The organism is Psychrosphaera sp. B3R10, assembly GCF_018861025.1.
In the GTDB taxonomy this organism is placed as follows: domain Bacteria; phylum Pseudomonadota; class Gammaproteobacteria; order Enterobacterales; family Alteromonadaceae; genus Psychrosphaera; species Psychrosphaera algicola.
On the sequence record NZ_JAHKQH010000009.1, the window covers coordinates 67,493 to 90,243 of the forward strand.

General features: G+C 40.8%; 17 protein-coding genes. 5 read left to right on the top strand and 12 right to left on the bottom strand.

Annotated elements, in window-relative coordinates; genetic code table 11:
- Window positions 1-7 precede the first annotated feature (7 nt).
- From KO525_RS19850 to KO525_RS03980, 3 genes are all read right to left on the bottom strand, one after another.
- Complete coding sequence (locus KO525_RS19850; protein ID WP_215962494.1) at window positions 8-1,237, bottom strand: sensor domain-containing diguanylate cyclase; 1,230 nt, start codon at window positions 1,235-1,237, stop codon at window positions 8-10.
- A 136-nt stretch (window positions 1,238-1,373) separates the two neighbouring features.
- Complete coding sequence (locus tag KO525_RS03975; protein WP_368668262.1) at window positions 1,374-3,134, bottom strand: protein kinase; 1,761 nt, start codon at window positions 3,132-3,134, stop codon at window positions 1,374-1,376.
- 83 nt (window positions 3,135-3,217) lie between these two features.
- Window positions 3,218-4,696, bottom strand: coding sequence for a NarK family nitrate/nitrite MFS transporter (locus tag KO525_RS03980; RefSeq protein WP_215962495.1), 1,479 nt, complete (start codon window positions 4,694-4,696; stop codon window positions 3,218-3,220).
- 800 nt (window positions 4,697-5,496) lie between these two features.
- On the opposite strand from KO525_RS03980, the gene KO525_RS03985 reads away from it, so the two are divergent.
- On the top strand, window positions 5,497-6,057 hold the full coding sequence (locus KO525_RS03985; protein ID WP_215962496.1) for a hypothetical protein: 561 nt from the start codon (window positions 5,497-5,499) through the stop codon (window positions 6,055-6,057).
- Between the two features lie 149 nt (window positions 6,058-6,206).
- Here KO525_RS03985 and KO525_RS03990 read toward each other — a convergent pair whose 3' ends face one another.
- The 4 genes from KO525_RS03990 to KO525_RS04005 form a co-directional block, all read right to left on the bottom strand.
- On the bottom strand, window positions 6,207-7,883 hold the full coding sequence (locus KO525_RS03990; protein ID WP_215962497.1) for a glycoside hydrolase family 43 protein: 1,677 nt from the start codon (window positions 7,881-7,883) through the stop codon (window positions 6,207-6,209).
- Window positions 7,884-7,891: 8 nt separating this feature from the next.
- Window positions 7,892-9,106 (bottom strand): hypothetical protein, encoded by a 1,215-nt coding sequence (locus KO525_RS03995; RefSeq protein ID WP_215962498.1) that lies wholly within the window; start codon window positions 9,104-9,106, stop codon window positions 7,892-7,894.
- 248 nt (window positions 9,107-9,354) lie between these two features.
- Window positions 9,355-10,713: a metallophosphoesterase gene (locus tag KO525_RS04000; RefSeq protein WP_215962499.1), complete on the bottom strand. Its 1,359-nt coding sequence runs from the start codon at window positions 10,711-10,713 to the stop codon at window positions 9,355-9,357.
- A 77-nt stretch (window positions 10,714-10,790) separates the two neighbouring features.
- Window positions 10,791-13,595, bottom strand: coding sequence for a TonB-dependent receptor (locus KO525_RS04005; RefSeq protein WP_252736786.1), 2,805 nt, complete (start codon window positions 13,593-13,595; stop codon window positions 10,791-10,793).
- A gap of 325 nt (window positions 13,596-13,920) precedes the next feature.
- On the opposite strand from KO525_RS04005, the gene KO525_RS04010 reads away from it, so the two are divergent.
- The 3 genes from KO525_RS04010 (at window position 13,921) to KO525_RS04020 (ending at window position 16,651) form a co-directional block, all read left to right on the top strand.
- A complete protein-coding gene (locus KO525_RS04010) occupies window positions 13,921-14,847 on the top strand; it encodes a diguanylate cyclase domain-containing protein (protein WP_215962500.1) in 927 nt (308 codons plus the stop codon).
- 2 nt (window positions 14,848-14,849) lie between these two features.
- Window positions 14,850-15,851, top strand: a complete 1,002-nt coding sequence (locus KO525_RS04015) for an AraC family transcriptional regulator ligand-binding domain-containing protein (RefSeq protein WP_215962501.1) — start codon at window positions 14,850-14,852, stop codon at window positions 15,849-15,851.
- 218 nt (window positions 15,852-16,069) lie between these two features.
- The gene (locus KO525_RS04020; protein WP_215962502.1) at window positions 16,070-16,651 is read left to right on the top strand and encodes an HAD family phosphatase; all 582 of its coding nucleotides are present in this window, start codon (window positions 16,070-16,072) and stop codon (window positions 16,649-16,651) included.
- A 70-nt stretch (window positions 16,652-16,721) separates the two neighbouring features.
- On the opposite strand, the gene KO525_RS04025 is transcribed toward KO525_RS04020, so the two are convergent.
- Window positions 16,722-17,228, bottom strand: coding sequence for a DUF3087 family protein (locus KO525_RS04025; RefSeq protein WP_215962503.1), 507 nt, complete (start codon window positions 17,226-17,228; stop codon window positions 16,722-16,724).
- Between the two features lie 310 nt (window positions 17,229-17,538).
- On the opposite strand from KO525_RS04025, the gene KO525_RS04030 reads away from it, so the two are divergent.
- Window positions 17,539-18,042 (top strand): PepSY domain-containing protein, encoded by a 504-nt coding sequence (locus KO525_RS04030; protein WP_215962504.1) that lies wholly within the window; start codon window positions 17,539-17,541, stop codon window positions 18,040-18,042.
- A gap of 68 nt (window positions 18,043-18,110) precedes the next feature.
- Here the strand turns inward: KO525_RS04030 and KO525_RS04035 are convergent, their stop codons facing one another.
- From KO525_RS04035 to KO525_RS04050, 4 genes are read right to left on the bottom strand one after another with little or no spacing between them, the layout of a single operon-like run.
- A complete protein-coding gene (locus tag KO525_RS04035) occupies window positions 18,111-19,610 on the bottom strand; it encodes a BCCT family transporter (RefSeq protein WP_252736787.1) in 1,500 nt (499 codons plus the stop codon).
- Between the two features lie 18 nt (window positions 19,611-19,628).
- Window positions 19,629-20,576 carry an L-histidine N(alpha)-methyltransferase gene (locus tag KO525_RS04040; RefSeq protein ID WP_215962505.1) on the bottom strand — a complete coding sequence of 316 codons (948 nt, stop codon included), beginning with the start codon at window positions 20,574-20,576 and terminating at the stop codon, window positions 19,629-19,631.
- A gap of 37 nt (window positions 20,577-20,613) precedes the next feature.
- Complete coding sequence (gene egtB, locus KO525_RS04045; protein WP_215962506.1) at window positions 20,614-21,771, bottom strand: ergothioneine biosynthesis protein EgtB; 1,158 nt, start codon at window positions 21,769-21,771, stop codon at window positions 20,614-20,616.
- A gap of 17 nt (window positions 21,772-21,788) precedes the next feature.
- The gene (locus tag KO525_RS04050; protein WP_215962507.1) at window positions 21,789-22,649 is read right to left on the bottom strand and encodes an SDR family oxidoreductase; all 861 of its coding nucleotides are present in this window, start codon (window positions 22,647-22,649) and stop codon (window positions 21,789-21,791) included.
- Between the last annotated feature and the right edge of the window lie 102 nt (window positions 22,650-22,751).

The window sequence follows — 22,751 nt, forward strand, 5'->3', positions numbered from 1 at the left end:
GCCTAAATTACTCTCGATGCCAACACACCCTACCTTTTCCTTCAGATTTAGCGGCATACATAGCGTGATCTGCGTTTAGAATAACCATATCCAGTTGCTCTTTTGTTTCGGCACGGGCGACTCCAATACTTGCACCTATTGTGAGTTTTTGGTCTTCGAACACATAATCACGGCTGATTTCAGTGATAATTCGCTCACCTATGTTTTCGACCAATTCATCGCTGTCTACCAGTTCTAAGACCACAACAAATTCATCACCACCAATACGCGCAACTATGTCATAACCCCGCATTAACTTAGTCAGTCTATTGCTCACTTCAATCAACACGGCGTCGCCAGCTGCGTGACCATAATTGTCGTTGATGTGCTTAAAACCGTCCAAGTCGATAAATAACAAATAAATCGTAAACTTGCCCCGGGCCATTTTTGCCCCACACCGGGCTAAATATCCGTTTAAATACTGCCGGTTGGCTAAGTCAGTCAGATAATCGTGAGTTGCCTGATGCTCTAACTTATTACCCAACTCTTTATTTTTTATGATTTCCTGCTCTAGGTCTAAAACGTTTAACTCAAGCTCTTTTTGCAATTTTTTGCGTTCAGTCACTTCCATTTCGAGGTTTAACGTTTTTTGCTCTAGCGTTTCAGTTTTTATTTCAATCAAATTTTCAAGATTCGATTGGTACGCTTTCAGTGATTTGTTGGCGTAAAACAACTGCTCTTGATATGAAAAAACATTCAACGAATTTGAAATCACGTGGCTAATCATAACCAGCAACTCTATATCATGGTCCGAATACGTTATATCCGGGTCATAGGTTTGCAGAATTATCGCGCCTAATGAGTGTTCGTCTGCAACCAACGGAAAACTAAGCCATTGTTCTGGTATCTTAGACTCAACCTTAACTAAGGATTCAGCTTGAAGGTGCTCAATCATTTCTTTTGAATAGTTGCACACGATATTGCTTGTGAGCGCATAAAAAATTAGATTCGAATGAATATCATCGACTGTCAGGTGATCTAAGCTTTGTAGGTCGACTCTGTTTTCAGTATCCGCAACATAGGGAAATCGCAGATAACCGTCGTCACCTAACAGCACTACACAGAAATTTTCCGCATAAGTGATTTTCCGCAGAATAGCATGAACCCTTTCAAGAAGTTCTTTGGTGTTTTGGCATTTGGTAAGGCAGGCGACAATTTCACTGGTGTGTAAAATAAATTCGCGATCGTCTATGTGCATATCGCTATTACATTTTCCATAATTTAAATGCCTTTAATTAGGGCGCAGTATTTAGTTTAGTTCAGTATCTAATATAAATACAAAAGTCAGCTACTTTATCCAAGTCTAAATGTTTAACCCTATGATGAAAATAGCATTATGAAAAATAATAAATATTTTGAACCGCTAATACCACCAATAACGCAATAGAGAGTGATTTCCAAAATGCCATAGGGTTTCTTTCCAACAGGGGAGCTGCGTCTAAACGACTCAACATCTGGGAGTTAGGCGTTTTAATATCTTGTAAGAATTCAGACATCGCTTGATATCGATGCGTAATATTAGGTTGGGTTGCTTTTTGAAGCGCCAAATCAATCCAAACTGGAATGTCTTGTCGGTGTTTTTGAATACTACGGTATCGCCAAAAGTCCAAATTATTAACTTCATTCTTCTGTATAAATGGCTTTTTGTATGGCAACTCACCGGTCAACATTTCATAAACCATAATACCGAGTGAAAATATGTCTGAGCGATGAACTCCTTTTTGGCCTAACAAATACTCCGGAGCGATATAACCTACCGCACCGACCAGTTCATCATTGTTAAATGGCGATCGGATCTCCTCAAGCCCTGCAACTTGTACCGTGCCAAAGTCAATGATCTTAACTTTGTTATTGTCGTTTATGATGATGTTTTCAGGCTTGAGATCTCTATGTACCATACTGTGTCGCTGCAATACTCTAATTGCCGCCATAATCTCAGCAGTTATCTCTCGGACTAACGTTAAACTCGGTTGTGGATTGTCGTACATCCACTGCCGCAGTGTTTTGCCTTTTGCGTATTCACAAACATGGTATAAAAAAGGGCTACTGCTCTGCATCTCATTTCGAGGGTAAATTTTCATTACTCCACGACTGTTAATACGACTGCCTATCCACTGTTCCCGAATAAAGCCCTCTAAATAATTTAAGTCGTCACTGTAATTTTCAGTTGGGAACTTTAAAACAAACTCATTATCGGTTGGTAAATGTTTTGCTAAATAGACGTGGCTTCGAGTACCGCTATGCAGAACCTGCTCTATTAAAAAATCGTCTAACTTTGCCCCTTTAGACAATACAGGCGGTATTTTTAATGCCGTTAGTTCACGGGAGACTTCATGGATATCTTGCGTGGGTAATTGCTTAATTTCGGCAATAAAACAACTTAGATTGTCGACACTCCCTTGGTTTTTAGCTAGCAAGCACATGTCTTGTGCTATTTGTTCTAAAGATAGTGTTGTTGTTGCGAGTAACGATTTCATCTGCACACTTGATAACGACTCATGTACGCCATCTGTAGTGAACACAAAACGGTCTCCAAGCTGCAATTCATGTTGGCAGAAATCCACTTCTAAATGGCTGTCCATGCCAAGCGCTCGTGTGAGAAAACTGTTGTCTTTGGAGGTGAATTGGGAATGATCTTTTGTTAAAAGTTGGATAGCGCCGTCACGATACAAATACACACGGCTATCACCAATATGAAATATATTCGCTGTGTTTGACTTAAAAATCACGCCGCTGAATGTTGTCACTAGCTGGTTTTGACGGTAGTCAGCTTGTTTACCGTGATGAAATAACCAAGAGTTCAGGGATGATAGAACTCGAGCGACGGATTCTTTTACCGTCCAGGAGTCGGGCGTTGAATAATAATCACTGATAAAGGTTGTGACACTAAGCTGGCTCGCTTCTTTTGCGTTGTCACTGCAACTGACACCATCGGCGATACAGACAACACTTCCTTTGTTCTTTCGAGTCGACATCTCTGGTTGCTGAGCCGCAAACGCGTCTTGGTTTTCAGATTTAACTCCTTTGTCAGAAAACCCGCCAAAAGCAACATCAAGCGCTTGAGAAGTCGGCTTCTTAACATTTTCAACTGACACGTTTTTCCCCAATTAAAACGCGTTTCTCATATAATAAGAAACGCATTACTTAATTCAATTACATAGAGGTTAGTAAATATTTACTAACCAACCGAGATAAGTTCAACCGTACCATCTTCTTGTACTTCGGCAATGTGGCCCTGAGGCTCTTCCATTAATAATAAGGTGATTAAACCGACCAGTGCAGTACCGGCGATAACGAAGAAGAAAGTAGAGTAATCAACTAATGATAGTACAGTAAGATAAACCACTGCCCCTACGTTACCGTAAGCCCCTGTCATACCGGCAATCTGGCCAGTCATACGACGTTTAATCAATGGTACAGCGGCAAAGACCGCGCCCTCACCAGCCTGAACAAAAAACGAACATGCCATGGCAGCTATAACCGCAAGCGCTACGGGCCATGTGCTGTCGACAAGTCCCATAACAAAATAACCTACTGCTAATCCCGCAGTTAAAATAAGTAATACCGGTTTTCGACCAAAACGGTCAGACAACCAGCCTCCCCCAGGACGAGACATTAAATTCATAAAGGCATAAGCAGATGCGACCATTCCCGCCATCACTGGAGTCAATTCAAACGTTTCTGAGAAAAACAGCGGCAACATAGAGATCACGGCAAGCTCAGAACCAAAAGTAGCAAAGTAAAGTATATTTAATACCGCAACCTGCTTGAATTTATATCGATGAATTTCAGGCACTTCTTCTTTAAAAACTTGTTTATTCACTTTCCAAACTTTAGAACAATCAAATATATACAACGCAACAAGGCTTGCATATATGGCCATCTCTGCGAATTCTGAAATCATATTTACGCCATTTGGCGATAATTTCCAAGCAAGTAATGCCAGCGCAGCGTACATTGGGATCTTCATCACTAAAAGCAGAAAGAAATCACCAGTTGACGTGATTTCCATCGCGCCAACATTTTTAGGACGATAGTAAGTTGCCCCTTTTGGCGTATCGGTAACATTGCGATAAAAAATAACTGAATATAGCAAGCTCATGAGTCCGGTAATCCCCATGGCATAACGCCAGCCATCTTCTCCACCAAACATAACTGCTACGGTAGGTAAGGTGAACGCCGCGGCCGCTGAGCCAAAGTTGCCCCAACCGCCATAAATCCCTTCAGCAGTCCCTAATTCATTATGCGGGAACCATTCTGAAACCAAACGAATACCAACAACAAACCCGGCTCCAATCAGCCCCAATGCAAAACGAGCAATCGCCGCTTGAGTAAAGGTGTCAGCTAGCGCAAAAGCAAAACACGGAATAGAACAAACAGCTAATAATCCGGAGTAGACGATTCGAGGGCCAAATTTGTCGGTTAACATTCCTATGATGACTCGGGCTGGGATTGTAAATGCCACATTTAATATCAGTAACGTTTTAATTTCAGACGTTGTTAATCCAAGCGACTCTTTAACCGCTTGTAACAATGGAGCAAAGTTAAACCAGACAACAAATGTAATAAAAAACGCAATCCAACTTAAATGTAAGACTTTCATTTTGCCGTCAAAATTAAATAAATTAAATTTTGGAGATTCTTGAGTTGTTGCCATTATCATTTCCACCAATGATTTTTAACCAAAAAAAAGGCCACGGGCAAACATCAACTTTATTGACATTTTCCAGTGGCCTCTTCGCCTAATCTCTTAACGCCGACAACCTAGTTGGCGATAGAGTATTAATATGTAACTGTTCGTTTTAAAACTGTTATTGAAAAGGATTGTTTGCACCTTTAATGCCAATGAACTTTTATTCTATAAAAACAGTTAGTTAAAATAAATTAACCCATGAGTTTAGACTATTTACTTCATTGTTTGCACAGTTTTGATCCACAGACGCACAATCAACGAGCATCTAAGAATGTGTTGTTTGCCTCGCTCTCAACTGTTCAATTAGGACGTCTCAACTTGACAGACAAGTCAATAGTGTTCGGTATAACAAACCTTTAAACACATAACGAAATGTAATCCGATTTAATCAAATTTAATTGTTAATACCGAGCTCTGATCCATGTGTATTGGCAGTCCACATGCGTAAAAAAGCGCTGTTTTTTTTCGATTAGTGGCGAACGCTAAAAAACTCTAGTTTTATCGATTGACCTAGACGGTAATTGTCGACGACAGAGGGGCATCAAATGCAACGAAAAAGCGCAACCGCTGTTATATAAGTCTATGTTTTAAAAATAATTGGTACGTAATTAATGGGATACATTTTAAATTGATATTAGTTGCCTTAATGTTAGGAGTTGTCACAATTATTCGTTAAAATGCCGCACCAGCTTTCGACTGGATGGCGATGGCTGATTCGACACTTTTCAGCATTAACAATTTAAAATTGAAAAATAGGATTTCTAATGAAAAAACTGACTTTACTTCTCGCAACAGTTTTGGCTTCTAACGCATACGCTAACCAAGGTTCACTAGATGCAACAGTTGCATTCCAGGGTGATTATTCAGGTATCGCATTAAACTATGAAACCGCAGCACCAAATTACATTGAAAACACCAAAAATGGTTATTACGAAGGAACGTTAGTTTACCTATCTGGTGACGTTGGTGATACTTCATTTAGCCATACATTAATCGGTCTTTCTTATGGTATTGGCGACAAGCTAAATAACCAATTTAATTGGTTTGCGCAATTAGGTTTGGGTTACGTAAACAATAATGTAGATTTCTCTATCATGGGCAATTCCAGTTCTGTTTCAGACTCTGGTATAGAGCTTCTAGGTAAATTAGGGATCAGTTCTTCACTGAACGACAAAATCGACTACAAAGCTTACGTAGCACTTGAAGACGATACCGTATTAGGTATCAATGCAATTTATAAACATTCTGAGAAACTTAAATTTATTGCAAAAATCGAGACGTTCTCAGATAGCCGTCTTGCCTTCGGTGTAAATTACCAATTCTAATTCTTAATTTACATCTGTTGTGGCAAAAACATAAGATTCAAAATTGTTCCATGCTAGATTTAAACAAACAATGGAATTAAACAAAGAACAGAATCAAAAAGGGCAATAATTATATTATTGCCCTTTTTATTTACAGTTTGTACCGCGCTTTAAATTGATGCGCACCGATCCACTTGTAACCCTGTAACTTTATCGCCTCCCGGTTGTGGTTCGACTTCTTGATAATCAAAATAACCAAAGTCAGCAAAATTGTTCTGCCCTGATAAGTCTTGGCACGCAAGTCCATAAAACGCACCGGTAAAACAGGGGTGAAAATATTGCTCAGCATGCTCTACATAATCATCGGACAAAATAGTACCGTCCAATACCGGACCGACTTTCCTCCATTTAACCTTCCCTTCATCATCAATACCATAATAAAACTGCAGGTGTGCGCCAAAATATTCAGCTTTAAGATGTACTTTTTCAAGATCTGAAACGTCAATAGGTTTGGTCAGTGGCTCGCTAATTTCATTATTATCTGCGCTGATTATCGCTAAGTATTTTTTGCCACTGTACTGGCCAAAGTCATCGCCATAAATATGTAAATAATAGTGATGAGTGCTGTTGTAGTAACACGTAAGCCCAGCCATTTGTTGAAAATTTTCAGGGTTAAATTCAATACAAGTTGCAGCTGACGTACTATGTGCTTGGACTCGCCGGGCAATCATGCTTTGTTCAAAACAAGAGGCTAAAGAGTCTCGCCCGTATAATCGCAGAAACCCTGGTCGGTCGGTTTGATTAACCCAATCCGGAGTCATGGGCACACGTAGTGACTGAAAGTGAATGTCTATCTCATTTGAATCAAAATTTACTCTCATATTTGAGGGCGTAAATGCATGCTCAGATAGCTCTGGCGCTTCAACAAACGCCCTTGCCTCATGCCCTCCGCAGGCCAAATAAAGCCAGCCATCGTCGCGCCATTCAACCTTTTCAATGGCACTTTCACGACCGGTAATACAACGCCCTAACGTTGTTAAAGGGCGGCCAGTAAGAAACACTACATACCAGTCACCATTTTGGGTTTCGACCAAATCACCATGCCCGGTCTTTTGCAAATAGTTGTCTGGACTGTACTTAGCTGTAATAAGTGGATTTTCGGGATGAACCTCATATGGGCCAGTAATCGTTTTTGACCGGCACAAGGTAATGCAATGGTCATAACTCGTGCCACCTTCAGCGGTCATCAAATAATAGTAACCATTGCGTTTATATAAGTGTGGCGCTTCTGTGCGACCGTGTTCGGTACCGTCAAAAATGTAGTGAATTTTACCCACAAGTTGATTTTTCTTGGTATCAAATTCTTGCAAGATTATGCCGCCAAAAAACTTGCCGTTGCGGTGATCCACCAGCATATTAACGAAATACGAACGGCCATCGTCATCATGAAACAACGAAGCGTCGAACCCACTAGAACTGAGAAAACAAGGTTCAGACCACGGCCCATTAATATCTGTGGCGGTTACTAAATAGTTAGGTGTGTCTTTCCAATTACCATTGAAGTTTTTAACATTGCTATAAACCAGATAAAACACGCCATTATGGTGAGTCAAACAAGGCGCCCAAACGCCACAAGAGTCTGGTACACCGCGCATATCAAGTTGTGAGACTCGGTCAAGTGGCCGGTTAATAAGTTGCCAATTAACTAAGTCTCTAGAATGATGAATTTGGCAACCGGGGAACCATTCAAATGTAGACGTGACAATGTAATAGTCATCATCTACGCGGACAATGCTTGGGTCTGGATTAAACCCTTTTAAGATTGGGTTTGAGATTAGTTTCGTCATACTTGTCCCTACTTACCTTCAAACTGGCTCGTTTGGACCCAGCGTGTTTCGTCATTAATTTGCTCTAACCATCGCTGTTTTATTAATGCATTAGCCTGTACTCGGGTATCACCCCATTGGCCATTACTGCACCCGGGTTGTCCGGCAGCAATGCCAGGTTTACAGACCCACATGCCCTGCGTTTCCCAATGCGCATTAATATACGCAGCCGCTTTAATCACGTCGCGATTCTCGTCAATAAAGTCAAAGTAAGGCTTAAACCAACCTTGCCAAATCTCTTCAGCCGTAACGTCTTCGGGTAAGTTTTCGTGGATCACACTTTTAGTTAAGCCGCCAATTCGATAACCTTGAGGCGCTGACTCAGCAATCATCACGGGCTTGTTATGTGTCCGCGCAAAATCAACTAGCTTTTGCTGAGCAATTACTGGCGTAGTCCTAGGTTGGTAATTCCACTGTTTTAAATCTCGGTAGAAAACCGATAACCCAACCCAATCAACAACGTCATCGCCTGGGTACCAAGCGTCAAAATGATTTTCCCGAGTAATGTCATAAATATCAATGCCAAAGCTGTCAGACCACGCCGCTGTTTGCCAAAAGGTCGTTATATTCAATGCGTTTTGTTGCGCAATAACAGACGCTATTCTACGAAATGTTTTTTTGTAGTTATCTGGGGTATAGCAATTCCATGGACCGTCAAATTCGTAACCTATTCGTAAGTAAACTTTGCGCGGTGCCAACGACTTAAAGTGTTTAATCATGTGGCTTATTGTTTTGTCGTACTTACCCTCTACAATATTTTGCTCATGGGAATTTTGCGATTCGGCTTTATTACAATGATCAAAGGATAACCCCAATGCAAGTGATGCATGCGGGTCAACTAATGCGAGTGATTCATTAAAGTTGGTATCGCCCGCTAACCAGTTATCGGTTTTATGGACCCCCATCAATGTTTTTTCAGGATCAGCGGCTTTTAGTTGGGTGTACAACGTTAACCCCTCTATATTGTCTTCAGGAACATCTTTTATGTAATCCGCTATCGACTCACTGTCCTGACCAATAAACATTAAGGCTTTATCCGCGCTTGGCACAAATTGGTAGTCTTGTGGTGACTCTGAAGCACTGGATTGATGATTTGAATGACGCTCTGGACTACAAGCCAATAACATCGAAACCGCATAAACCACAGCAATCACGCTGCTTATTCGAAAAAGAACACCATTCATAAAACCACCTCACAATAATATTAGCTGCCACACTATGTTCTTAAAAACATCGATGCAATTGCGCTATCAATTAACGTAAATACGTTAACTAACTTAATAAAGCGCGACAGAGAAATGTACATAAAATTCGAGGTATATAGGGCCACACTAAAGGCAAGAAGCAAACGTGTTATCGACAGGTCATCAAGTTAGCCCAACCACTACAGTTGAGCTAACTCAAAAGTTTTAGCTTGATGATAGGCTCTTATCTAAAGCGACTTGGAGCGATGTTGGAACTTGAATTTTTGCTCTTCAATTAAATCCCCCGAACCATCACGCGGGGTTGTGAAAAAGTTAACATTTAACGTGTCGTTATTATTGTCTAACTGAATCGATGCAAATCCCCATATAAAACCTTTACCCCAAATGATGTCCATTTCTGGGTAAGCACGCTCTTGGAACGCAGCTAACGTTGAATGCTGCCCCCGCATTTTTGACGCAGCGCCACTTATAATCAAAGGTAGTTTTGGTCGTTTGGCATTTTGATACTTAGAACAGTCATCTGTTAATAACTCTAAATCATGCTCATGTCCTGCGATATAAGCGTCTGCGTATTCACATAAACTTGGTAACAGTAACTTTCGTAATACATGCCCTTCATCGTATTTTGACCCACCGTAAGACCACAAAATATGATGTCCGTAAACTATCTTCCATTTTGCTGTCGACTCTTTGAGTCCCTTCTCTAGCCAAGATAACTGTTCAACATCTTCATTATTTTTTGGCCCCTCGTGCACTTCTATGCCTTCTAGCTTGGCAACACCGAGTTCGAGGGCTTGGGCTAATGGCATTTCGCTGCCGTCGTCATTTAATGGCACTTCATAATACGTCTGACCGGCCAGTAACATATTTGTATCAAGTACAAAAAATTCGACTTCATTACCTGGCGTGCCTTGTGTATAACGATAATACCCTTTGTCACCCATGTGGAATTTATCTTGTTTTGCCATCCATTTTGTTTGTAACGCGACACCTTTACGCGACGACTTCCAGTCATGATTACCCAGTGATGAATACACTTTTAGATCAGGCACTTGTTCAAACAACGGCACTAATGGTTTTAGGATGAGATCATTCATTCGCTGTTGATCGTCTTTACCATCATTTGCGTCGGCACCATCTGGATAGATATTGTCGCCCAATTGAATGCCAAAATCACAACGATTGGTTTTACAATAATTAGCCATCGCTTTGCCCACAGGCAAGGCGCCACCCCGCTCAGTAGCAATATCAGTCCCTGGATAAATATAAATTGGGGCGTGATCAAAATCTGCTAAAGGGCGTTTTTCCTCCAACCAATCTTCGATTTCCGAGACGATAAATTGTTGTCGGTTTTTCGGGTTAGATATGTGTTTTTGTTTTGGATAATCAACATGATACCCGCCGTCACCAAACGCCAAAAAATGAATGTCTTGATCATTACTTTTTACCGCTTGGGTTGAAGAGGGAGCCGTCGTACTGTCAGTTGCACATCCATTTAGAAATAATCCAAATAGGGTTATCGATAAAATATGTTTCGCGGCTGCTATTGCGTTCTTTTTTGTATTCAATCGTGGTTTTGTAGTCATATTTCTTTTTGCTCTTTTTTGCTCTTTTTAATCAATAGTGCAACATCCCTGTTGCACTATGAGTCACTCAAAATCTATTAAAGGCCGTTATATGTAAAGCCTATTTCAAAAGAGCGGCCGTACTCTTCATACTGATAATTGTAGTTACGTGTACCGTGGTATAAGTAGTAAGATTCGTCCGTTAAATTAACCGCATTAAAATAAACGATACTATTGTCGTCGACATAATATTTGGCGCTGAACTCAAGCTGTTGATGTTCGTCTTCAAATACTCTGCGGTCAGCATCTTCAAATAAAAATGCTTCACTCTTATAACTTGCTGTTAAACGTGTACTAAACTTGTCTGTTTCATACGCCACTGATACATTTGCAATCGTATCTGATTGACTCGGTAAGTCGTCACTCGCATCGGTTAATGTGGTATTAGCTGACAACAACCAGCCTGAATCAAACCCTTTGGTATAGGCCAATTCTAAACCCGTTAATTTCGCACTTCCGCCATTGACTGACTGTACAACTTCGTCAAATCCAGACCAACTACCATTGTCTTGCACTTCTTGCTTAACAATAAAGTTGTCTATGTTTTTATGGAAAAGCCCAGCAGAGATAACCCCTAACTGACCTGGGTAGTACTCAACTGAAAAATCAAAGTTGCTTGCTTCATACGCTTCAAGATTCGGATTGCCCACTTCGGCAATTACTTCTGACTCGCCGTCTTCGGTTTCAACTTCAATTAACTGAAATGCCGCAGAATCACTAAAATTTGGACGACTAATGGTATTGGTATACGCAAATCGCATTAGCAAATTATCACTTAGGTCGTACCTAACATTTACGCTAGGTAAAAAGTGGTCATAGTCTTTTTCGACGTTCCAACCATTTACAATTAGCGTTTCCGTGTCTTCATCGTCATTCACATCTAAGCGAACAACATTTCCGTTTGTCGCAAATTGAGTAGATTCAAAACGCACCCCGGCGATTATCTGCCAATTTTGATAATTCATATCAAACATCGCGTATAAGGCGTTGATAGTTTCCTCTGACGTATAACTTTCGCCTTTACTGGCAACATTTGACTCGTTTTCATTAAGCTCAAGTACGCTGCGGTTTTGCGCCATGAATTGCTGTAACTCAGCTCGGCTTAATCCCGGTCCAAAGTCACCTAATCCCCATGAAGGCGTAGCTGTCTCAAAATCTGCGGCGGTAATATCATCAAAACCACCATCATATATAGATACTTTCATGTCGTTAGTTTTCTCACGACCACGATGTTTTAAACCAAATTGGGCCGTGCCGTTCATGTTTAGAAATGAAATTGGGTGACTCATATCAAATTTGAATGACAACTCTGAATCTTCGGCCTTATTGTCGTTCGCTTCAATTTCGTCCATTTCAAACGCCGACATATCAATGCCGCTATTTGGTGCTTGGAAGGTTGGAATTGGTCCTGAGGTTAAATAGCTTAAATCCAACTCTTCACCGGCAAAAGTAACGTCCATTCGGCTTGGTTCTTCTTCTGTCGAAACGGAATAACCAACATTGTATTCCAAGTGCCATGTATCTATTTGTTGCTCGCCGCCAAGTACAGTCGATAGGATAGTTTGAACTTCATAACGGTCTTTTGTATCCCGATCCATTTCAGCGTCAACCACAGACATCGAATTCGCCGTGTTGGAGTTGAGCTTACCATCGCTAAATTTGTATTCGTTGCGAAGTCTAAATTCATCATCTGAAAATTCGCTATACAAGGTTCTTAAATAAAACTGGCTTGTTGCGCTAGCGATAAAATCTAAATTTAGGGCAACGCCTAATCGCTCGCGGGTGATTTCGTAATATCTCTGCTCTATTTCTTCTGCGCCAAATACTTCAACATCGTCACCTGTAAGCGCGTCTTCAATTTCCATATCGTCTAACCAACCACCGTCAGTTTCGACATTATGAGAACCAAATTTGCGTTCCAACCAGCTTACCGCCGCAGCAACGCCAAGTTGCTGGCCTTTGTCTAAATGAATGATGTCGGTGAAACTTCCAGATAACTTCGGACTCACTTCTTCTGTTAAATCACTATAACGCGCCTGTGCTGTTACTGAGAACGTTCGGCCGTTACGGTCAAATGCGCTTAAACTTTTAACTTCAATAGAACCACCAATTGCATCGGCATCCATATCAGGAGTAACCGTTTTACTGACTTCTAAACCTTCAATCAGCTCGCTTGGGATAACGTCCATTGCCACACTTCGCACACCGGCTTCTGGTGCAGGAATGTTAGCGCCGTTAATGGTTACGTTGTTTAGATTAGGATCGATACCGCGGATCCCCACAAATCGGCCTTCCCCCTGGTCCCGTTGAATAAACATGCCCGGTAGTCGTTGCAATGCTTCCGCGGCATTTTGATCGGCAAATTGACCAATAGACTCTGATGAAACAACAGACTTAAGGTTCTTAGAGTTTTTTTGTCTGTTTAGAGCATCCATTTGGCTTGAACGCTGAGCGTAGGCAACAACTTCTTCAAGCTCATCGCTTTCACCAAGTGTAATAACTAAAGGTTTAGCGACTTGATTTTCGACAATGACAGTCTGCTTTACTGAATTAAAACCAATGTAGGTAATATCAAGAGTGTATATGCCATCTTCGACGCCAGATAACTTAAATGCGCCATTACGCTGTGTCACTGTTTTTAAGTTAAGTGATTTAATTTCGACTAACGCGCCTTCAAATTTTACGTTTTGATCCGCTGACATCAAAACCCCTGTAATGTCGGCTGCGACCGACTGACCCGCACAGATCAGAGCCGCACAGCTCAAAGAAATAGCGTGTTTTTTAAACTTCTTACGAAGAAAGTGAGTTGTCATTACTTTGCCTTTTATTGTTAGATTTTTCATTGCAGTCTTGCTGTTGTTTGTTATTAGTTGTTTGTTATTAGTTGTTTGTTATTAGTCATTTGCAGGGCGGCACTGTATTGATGAAAAATGACAGAAATATGATGGCAAAGATTTTTAACCCGTTGATGGACTCCTATTGTCACAAAAATATTCGTTTTCTCTGGTTAATGAGCGAAATTAACCCCGCTCGCGCCCTTGTTTAAAAGGCCATACAGCCAAATCAAAAATGTTTAGTCATATTTCTGCAAACTCCCTGAGCTAAAATGACCCTGTTTATAAAAACCGAGTTAATTAGACTTTGTAAAAACATAACTGGTTAGAAAAAATGAATTTCAATTTATTAGGACAACATCATCGGCTGATCATATTTACCTTCTGTATGATTATTTGCACCTTCGTTACCACCTTCAGTCTTGGCCAATTAAAAGACGTTGCCACTTACGACTTTGCTGATTTATTAGGTGAAGGTGGTATCGCAGCAGTCACGTTAATGTGGATCACGGTCATACTGATGAGCCGCCCTGCTGGACAGCTAACTAATTATTTAGTGGTGGGTTTGGTCTTTATGCACATTTCTGTGCTGGCGGATTTTCTCGATGAGTTTTTATTTTACCCTCCTGAGCAATTGTGGATCACCGCATACGAATCCGTTCCTGCGCCAATAGGCATGTTATTAACAACGTATGGCTTATATCAGTGGCATAAAGAACAAGTAAGCATTAACCAACAATTAAAAAAACGTGAACAAAGTTTTAGAGAACATCAATCAATAGACTTTATAACTGGGCTTTATAATGGCCAGTTTATGAAAGCTCAAATAGAGCGAATGATTGAACGAACCAGCGCAAAAAAAACCAATATTAACTCTCAATTGCTGATGTTAGATATCGACCAATTTGATGACTTTGTGCAATTTAACGGAGACCCAGCAGCTGACCGAGTATTGCGCGAATTGTCAGAGCTTTTTTTGATGAACCTGCGGCCAACCGACTTATTATGTCGTTATGCTGGCGATAGATTTATCGCACTGTTGCCCAATCTCACCTCGTCGCAACTCGGTTCTGTGATCCACCAGTTAGAACAAGCGATTGCAAGTTATTCGATTAAGCCAACGTCCTCGGTGGCTGCAACGTATTTGAGCTTTTCTTATAGTCATTGTTCAACCAAAGAATTTGAGTCTGCCCAAAGCGCATTTGAACTGCTAAATAACCGAATGGTTCAGCAGAAACATGACAGAACTAGGGTTGCCTAATCATGTTGGTAAGTTGGCCCACCGACAAAGTTTTGCACACCCATATTTGGGTTTCAACGCTAGTTGAATTGTCGATGAGTCGTGGGGCGACGATAGAGCAATTGTTAAAAGGAACTGGCATATTTGCTCAAGACCTGACACAGCTCAACCATAATGTTAGCGTTCAACAATTTCATGTCCTCATTAATAACTGTCAAAAATATACGCGGAGTCAGGATCTCAGTTTTATGTTGGGACGCCGACTGTTATCCGTAAACAACTCTGAATTTGCCACGTTACTACTCAATTGCCGAACCCTGACTGGGCTGTTTAGAATTTTAATACTCTATCAAGCAATGATATTTCCTCTGGCTTTTATCCATATAAGGCGTGCCGATAACAAACACTATATTTTACTAAACACGAGTTATAACGATGAAAACCAACAGTTTATTTATGAGGTATTTTGCTCACTCATCTACCATTGCTGTAAAACAATGAGCGCAGCACAACCTATTGTTCAGTTTCAATTTGAGCACAGTCGCCCGCGTAACATCTATCAATATGAAGAAAACCTAGGCCATCGCTTGCAGTTTAACGCTCACCATAATGCCATCGTATTTCAATCTGCCGAGCTAAACGTCCTTAACAAACAGGCCAGCAAACTCGCAAGACAGCGATTATTGGTCATTTGTCGCCAAACACAACAATGCGATTCAAATACCGGCATTAAACAATTTTTACATATGGCGATTAACCGTGGCCACATTGTTAATTTTGAACAAGCCGCAAAACGCTTAGATATGAGTCCCGCCACCTTAAAACGACGGTTAAGCACGGCGAAGTTACGTTTTCAACACATTCACGACAACGTAAATAAACAACAAGCTGTATTCGAACTTGTAATCTGCAACAATAATAACGAAACCGTCGCAAAACATTTAAATTATAGTGACGTAACTAACTTTCGACGCGCATTTAAACGTTGGACCGGTTACACCCCGAAGGAAATTAAAGGCACCTAGATAAGATCATTTGGGTTCTAGGCAACTCAAATGGGAATACGATTTTAGTGGGCTTTCAAAAACGGTAGCCCTCATAGTGCTAAATAAATCTAACTACGCGCCTTAGCCTTGTGCTTAATGACTTCATTAAAACTTAAGCTTAGCTAGATATAGTGTTACTTTACCTTTTAACGAGTTAACTCCTTTTAGTAAAAATGGCAGAGCAGTAAGGCCCTTAAATGATTGATTTAGCAAAATTTGACGCAATAATATTTGATATGGATGGCACTTTAGTTGATTCAATGGGATCACATTTAGAGGCTTGGCATAAAGTCTGTGACAAATTTGGATATGACTTTGATCTAGATTACATGCATGGATTAGGTGGCGTTCCGACTAAACAAACCGTGCATATTTTAAATGAAAAATTTGGCTTAAATCATGATTCACTTGTCGTCGCTAAATACAAACGTGACGTTTGGAACGCAATGGATCATTCTCCAACGCTTATAGCCTCCACTGCCGCAGTGTTCCATCACTATTTAGACTCGAAAAAAATCGCTGTAGGGACTGGTGCAGAACGCTCCCACGCTGAAGAACTTTTAGCAAAACATGGATTACTTGAACATTTAGGTGCACTGGTTACGGCTAACGATGTTACCAACGGTAAGCCACACCCAGAAACCTTTCTTACGGCAGCAAAGCTTATCGGTGTACCACCGGAAAAGTGTGTTGTATTTGAAGACACTATCATTGGTAAACAGGCTGCCATAGCTGCTGGCATGGCTTGTATATTAGTCGAAAACGGCAAAATAATGTAATCACCGAAAATACAATATTGCCGACTGCTAAGTAGCAATTATCGATTTAACTAATCGAGTGACAACGCTGCTAGAATTTATCTAATAGCGACTGTTGATAGTCTTCAACGGAAACTTTGAGATTGAGCGATTCGATTTTTTCCTGCAGTTCATTTGATTTTTTAGTTAGCGAATTTATGGTTATTGTATTGTCATCTAAGGTGTAAAGTTGCTCGCAGGCCTTGTAATAAAAGTTCATCACTGTGATGGCATCAACATTGTTCTCAGCAACCGCTGCGTCAATTTTTCTGCTTTTTCGGTAGATATAATTAATTTGTTGTTTAAGCTTCCAAACATAGTACACCTCTCGCATATACGCATGTTGATTAACTTTCTTGAGGGCCGTACCTATGAGCATCATAGCAACCGCTACACCCATTACATTTAGCCAAAAATGGCTGCCTTCTCGGTCGGTGAAAAAATAGATAGCCGATTGCGAAATAAGTAATGATAGGACGGCCAAACTCACAACGCAAATCGCGATGACGACATTAAGGTGTTTACGGTAAGTTTGTTTGTCTATCGTTAGCAGTTTCATTTGTTACACACTTTTTTGAAAGTTAATCTGGATAGGTAGGTAATGGCGGCATTGTACGCAAACCTTTGGGGTCACGTCTAATTGTAAAAGGCGTAAGGCGTCACATTCTTATAAGCTCTATGTTTAGAACCCTAGAAAACGAATAAAATCAGGCAACATGACAACGTGCTGATTAAAAATAGATTATTGTAAATACGCGAAAAACAAGTTTCTTGAATATGAGCTAAATATTTATTACTGTGCGCAATAATCGTTTTTCCCTGCTACTTTATCGACTCTTTTTAATCGACTCTAATAGGATAGGTTCCAAATGAAATTAATCTCCATGCGCATATTGCATCGTTATTTAGGCTTTTTTTTAGCGGGTATTATGACCATCTATGCACTCAGTGGGATTGTGCTAATTTATAGAGATACCCATGTCTTTAAAATATCGAGTGCTGTGGAACAATCACTTGCGACAAATCTTGACCAATCGGGATTAGGCCAGACCTTAAAAATTAAACGATTTAAAGCAGACTCTGAAGACGAGCAATTTATTTATTTCCAAGATGGGTCATATAATAAAACGACTGGCGACGTAAGCTACACCCGTTACCAACTGCCAGTTGTGTTAGATAAGTTGACTCACTTGCACAAAGCTACAACAAATTCACCGGTGTATTGGTTAAATATTTTCTTTGGTGCGTCGTTATTGTTTTTTTCGGTATCTTCATTTTGGATGTTTATCCCAAAAAGTAAGACATTTAAAACCGGTGTAAAATACAGTATTGCTGGGGCGGTACTGGCTGCTATCTTAGTCGCCATAAGCTAATGCTCTGATACGACAAAACTAACGGCAATAGTGTCGTTAGTTTTGACCCGCTAAATCCTCTAAATGGCTTATTTGTGCCATAACTCATTAATAAGCTCTCTGACAAATCCTAAAAGCTGCATCAAGAATATAAGTAAAAATGGCAGGGCTCCAATGATCGCCACACTTCTGTTTAACGACTCATTGTTTTGCACCAACAACACATAGGCGCACAACCCTAAAGCAAATGACCAACCGTATAGACTCCAAGATGGTCTTTCGCTTGCCCCACATAATTGTCGTATGACTAAAACCGCTGAATCAGCGGATGTGGCGACAAAAATGAGTAGCAATAGCAAACTTGCCCAAATAAGAACGAAACCTTGCCAACCGAGTTGCTCAAAAAACACAAATAGACCTTGGGTATAGTCCGTTTTTATCGCCTCTAAAATACCACTTTGATGACTAGCATCCCACGCGATTGCAGAGCCCGAAAAAACGCTAAACCACAAAATGGTCACCAACGTCGGTACCAACACAACGCCTAAAATATACTGCCATACCGGACGACCTTGGCTTATTTTTGCCAAAAACACACCGACAAAAGGCCCCCATGCTAACCACCAAAAATAGTAATTGTAGGTCCAACCATTCGCCCAATTAGGATCATTCAACTGACTAGAGAATTGCCAAGTGCCACTTGTGATCAACTGAATGTAATCCCACGTGCCACTAACAGCAGTATCAATAATGGGTTGAATTGGTACAAACATGAGCAACCACGCAATCAGAGAAAACGCGATAAACATGTTTAGTTTACTGAGGGTTTGGATCCCCTTTTTAAGTCCTAACTTGGCCGATAACGTGTATAAAATCACGATTAAACTGATGATGATAAAACCCGATAACAACGCCGAACTTATGCCAAGTTTTAGTTCTAATCCTTTGCGTAATAACAACGTCGAGTTTGCAATCGTGCCAACCACACCAAAAAATATAGCAAAAACCGCCACCAGCTTAACGCTAAAGGCTAGTCTGCCCTGCCAGCGATCATTAAATAGACCTTTGCTTGCACTTAAGACCGGTCCTGTAATGTCTCCAGACTTATCGCTATTGAGGCTAAGCCCTCCTAAAACCAGTCCAAATACGGCGTATAATGCCCATGCATGTGATCCCCAATTAACTAAGGTCAATGCCAATCCGCTAGACTGCGGGTTTGGATAAAGACTGTGTTTTAATGGTGAGGCAATGGTATGCAGTGCGGGTTCAGCAACGCCCCAAAATATCAATCCAGATCCCATACCGGCGGCAAATAACATCGACAACCAACCGAACAGACTAAATTCCACTCGGGCGTACTCGCCACCGATTTTGCGCCGACCAAGAGGACTGATGGCGATGGCGATAACCGTAAACAGCAAGATGTTAACGAGGATAAAAAAAGGAGATCCTAAATAACGCAGAAGTTCTGAGATTACCGGTTGCAGTTGGTCGGTTAGTAATTGAGGAAATAGGAATGCGACAACAGATAAGCTGACACAGACAAACAACGCAATTTGTTCTAGTTTTGTTGTTTTACTTTCAACCAACTTAATTGTCCACCAAGGTTAGTTTCGACTCAATAAATAGTCGGCAAAATAATTATTTTGGTCAGTAAACTTTTGGGTTATCTCAAAGTCGGTTTTAGCCAATATTCTAGAGAGAATGTCATCATTGTACTTACGTGAAATTTCTGTATGAATTTTTTCCCCTTCCTTGAAATGATACGTCTTTCCTGTAGCTTCAATTTCAACGGACTGTTTGCGGGCACTCAACAAATAGCTTTTAGCAATGCCTTCGTCTATACAATATTCAGGGGCGTGAACAAACTCATCAGGGTCAAAACTGGCGCCGAGTTCAGCATTCATTCGATGCAATAGATTAATGTTAAACTCGCTTGTTATGCCCTTTTTGTCATTATAAGCAGGCAATACAATATCCGCAGATTTAATCAGGTCGGTTCCTAACAATAGTTTGTCGCCTTTACTTAAATTCGCCCCAAGTTGATATAAAAAGTCGCTGGCAACTGCGTCTGTCATATTGCCAATATTCGAGCCAAGAAACAGCACAACTTTCGGGTGATGACTGTCTTTAATGGAGCCTAACATCTCAAAGTAATCCCCGTGTTTTGGAATAACCGAAACGTCTGGCAAGCTTTGTTCTAGTGATGTTTGGAGTTGATCTAACGAATTTTTGGAGATATCTACGGGCAGATAGTCAAACTGATAACCTTCCGTACTTAACGCTTCAAGTAATTTACTGGTTTTAGTTCCGTCACCAGCGCCGAGTTCAATTAACTCAAAATAGGTATTTTTATCCGCTTGAAATGACTCTATTAATGCGGCTGTTTGGGTGCTAAAAATCTCCATTTCACAACGGGTTAAGTAATACTCTGGCATGTTCATTATTTCAACAAAAAGTGCATCGCCATTCTTGTCATAAAAATATTTAGAAGGAAGGGTTTTCTCGGGTTTACTCAACCCAATGTCGACGCTCTTTGCAAATTGCTCAATCATATTGTGTTGTATCCTTAACAGTCCATTTTAGGTGGACCTATTTAACTAACCGCAGGCCAGAAAACTGCCATTGAAAATGCGGTGCAAAAAAGTTTCGATAAGTGGCGCGTGAATGATTTTCCGATGTCGCCACAGATGCACCGCGCAATACCATTTGGTTAATCATAAATTTACCGTTGTATTCACCAACCGCTCCGTCGCTAATGTTAAAGCCTGGGTATGGTAGGTAAGCCGATGAAGTCCACTCCCAGCGTTCTCCCCATTCAAATTGGGTTGAGGCCACTTCCCATTCAAACTCGGTCGGCAAACGCATCTTTTTCCAATGCGCGTATGCGTTCGCTTCGTAATAAGAAATGTGTGACAAAACAGCCTGCTTGTTAACTCGCTTTAATCCTGCCAACGTATAGTAATGCCATTCACCATCAATATTTTTCCAATAAAGTGGCGCAGTAATATTATGGCTATTTAACCAGCTCCAGCCATCATCCAACCAATAACTAAATGTGCGGTAACCGCCACTTTCAATAAACTCAATATAGTCGCCATTTGTTACCAATGATGAAGCGATGTCAAAATTTTGCAGGTACACTTTGTGGCGTCCACGTTCGTTGTCAAAACAAAAGTCGTCGCCAGCATAACCCACTTCATAAACGCCTTCTTTCACACTGAGCCAGTGTTTTTCCTCTGACGTCCCCGCATTGCAACTATCCACCAAATTAAAGTCAGGTTGGTATACAGGCGCAATTGGGTTTAACGAGAGAGTGTATTTTAGGTCGGTCAATAATAATTCTTGATGTTGCTGCTCGTGGTGAATACCTAGCGTGATAAGTGCTTTGACAGACTCGGAAACTTCTTTACTGAGTAAACGCTGGATTTGTTCATCCACATAATGTCGGTATTGATAAACCTGATCTACTGTTGGACGTGTCATCAACCCACGTTGAGCACGCACCGCTTTTTCTCCAACACTTTGATAATAACTATTAAACAAAAAACCAAAATGAGCGTCAAAAACCGCATAGCCGTCCAAAAATTTGGTTAGGATCATCTCTTCAAAAAACCACGTTGTGTGGGCCAAATGCCACTTAGGCGGGCTCGTAAAATCAACAGCCTGCGGAATGTAATCTTCGATGTTTAAAGGTGCACAAAGGGACTCGGTATATTTCCGTGTTTGTTGAAATAAAGCTAATAACATGCAGCTACACCTTAAATTCATTTAGCATTTTGGGCATTTTTCAACCGAGTAAAATACGTCAACCAGCTTTCATGCTCTCGACCTGCGGCGGTTAAATAGTCGCTAACGTTATCAGATTTACCTTCTCGGATCCCCTGATAAATACCTGCAATCACATTACCAATAAATTCGCCAAGTGCGGCAATGCGTTCCTTTTTGTATTCTTCTACGGACACAGCAGAATAGGTTAAATCGGTCCCAAACCCCATATTAAGGTATTCAGCGAGTTGATACTGGGTGATCACCTCACCGTGTAAATTGTAGGTTTGGCCATTATGCTTATCTTCCATTAGCATTTTGGCATAAGCATAAGCCAATTCCGCTCTTGAGGTATAACCGCACCGACCGTCACCGGCGCAATTAGATATCCGTCCCTCTTTTTTATAAGTTTCTATATATTCGATGTCAGGCTCGATATAAATGCCGTTTCGCCCAATAACCCATTGTAGTCCACTTTCACTGACATCTTTTTCCGTTTGGCGGTTACTTTGAACCACCGGCGAAAAACTGGTGTTTTGTTCCGCACCTTGAATACTGGTGTACACTATCTTTTTCACACCTGCGTTTCTTGCCGCCTGTATGACATTTTGATGCTGCCCAATTCGTTTATCGGGCGCATCCATACCAGATACCAGTAATAAGCTATCAACCGACTGCAATGACTGTTCTAATTGATACCTGTCATTATAATCGCCCGGACGTACTTCAATTCCCAAATGCTTCGCTTTTTCAGGTGTCCGAGCCAATGCAATCACATTACTTTGGGGGACCATATCAGCTAATGCTTTCACTATGTGTGAGCCTAATTGCCCACTTGCTGCTGTAATTGCTATTTTCAATTTAACGACCTCTGAATTAAAACGGTTCTAATTTGCAACCTGACTTCATTGTATAAGCCAAACGTTACGTTTATTTGTCCTCTTTTCTACCCACAAAAGTGT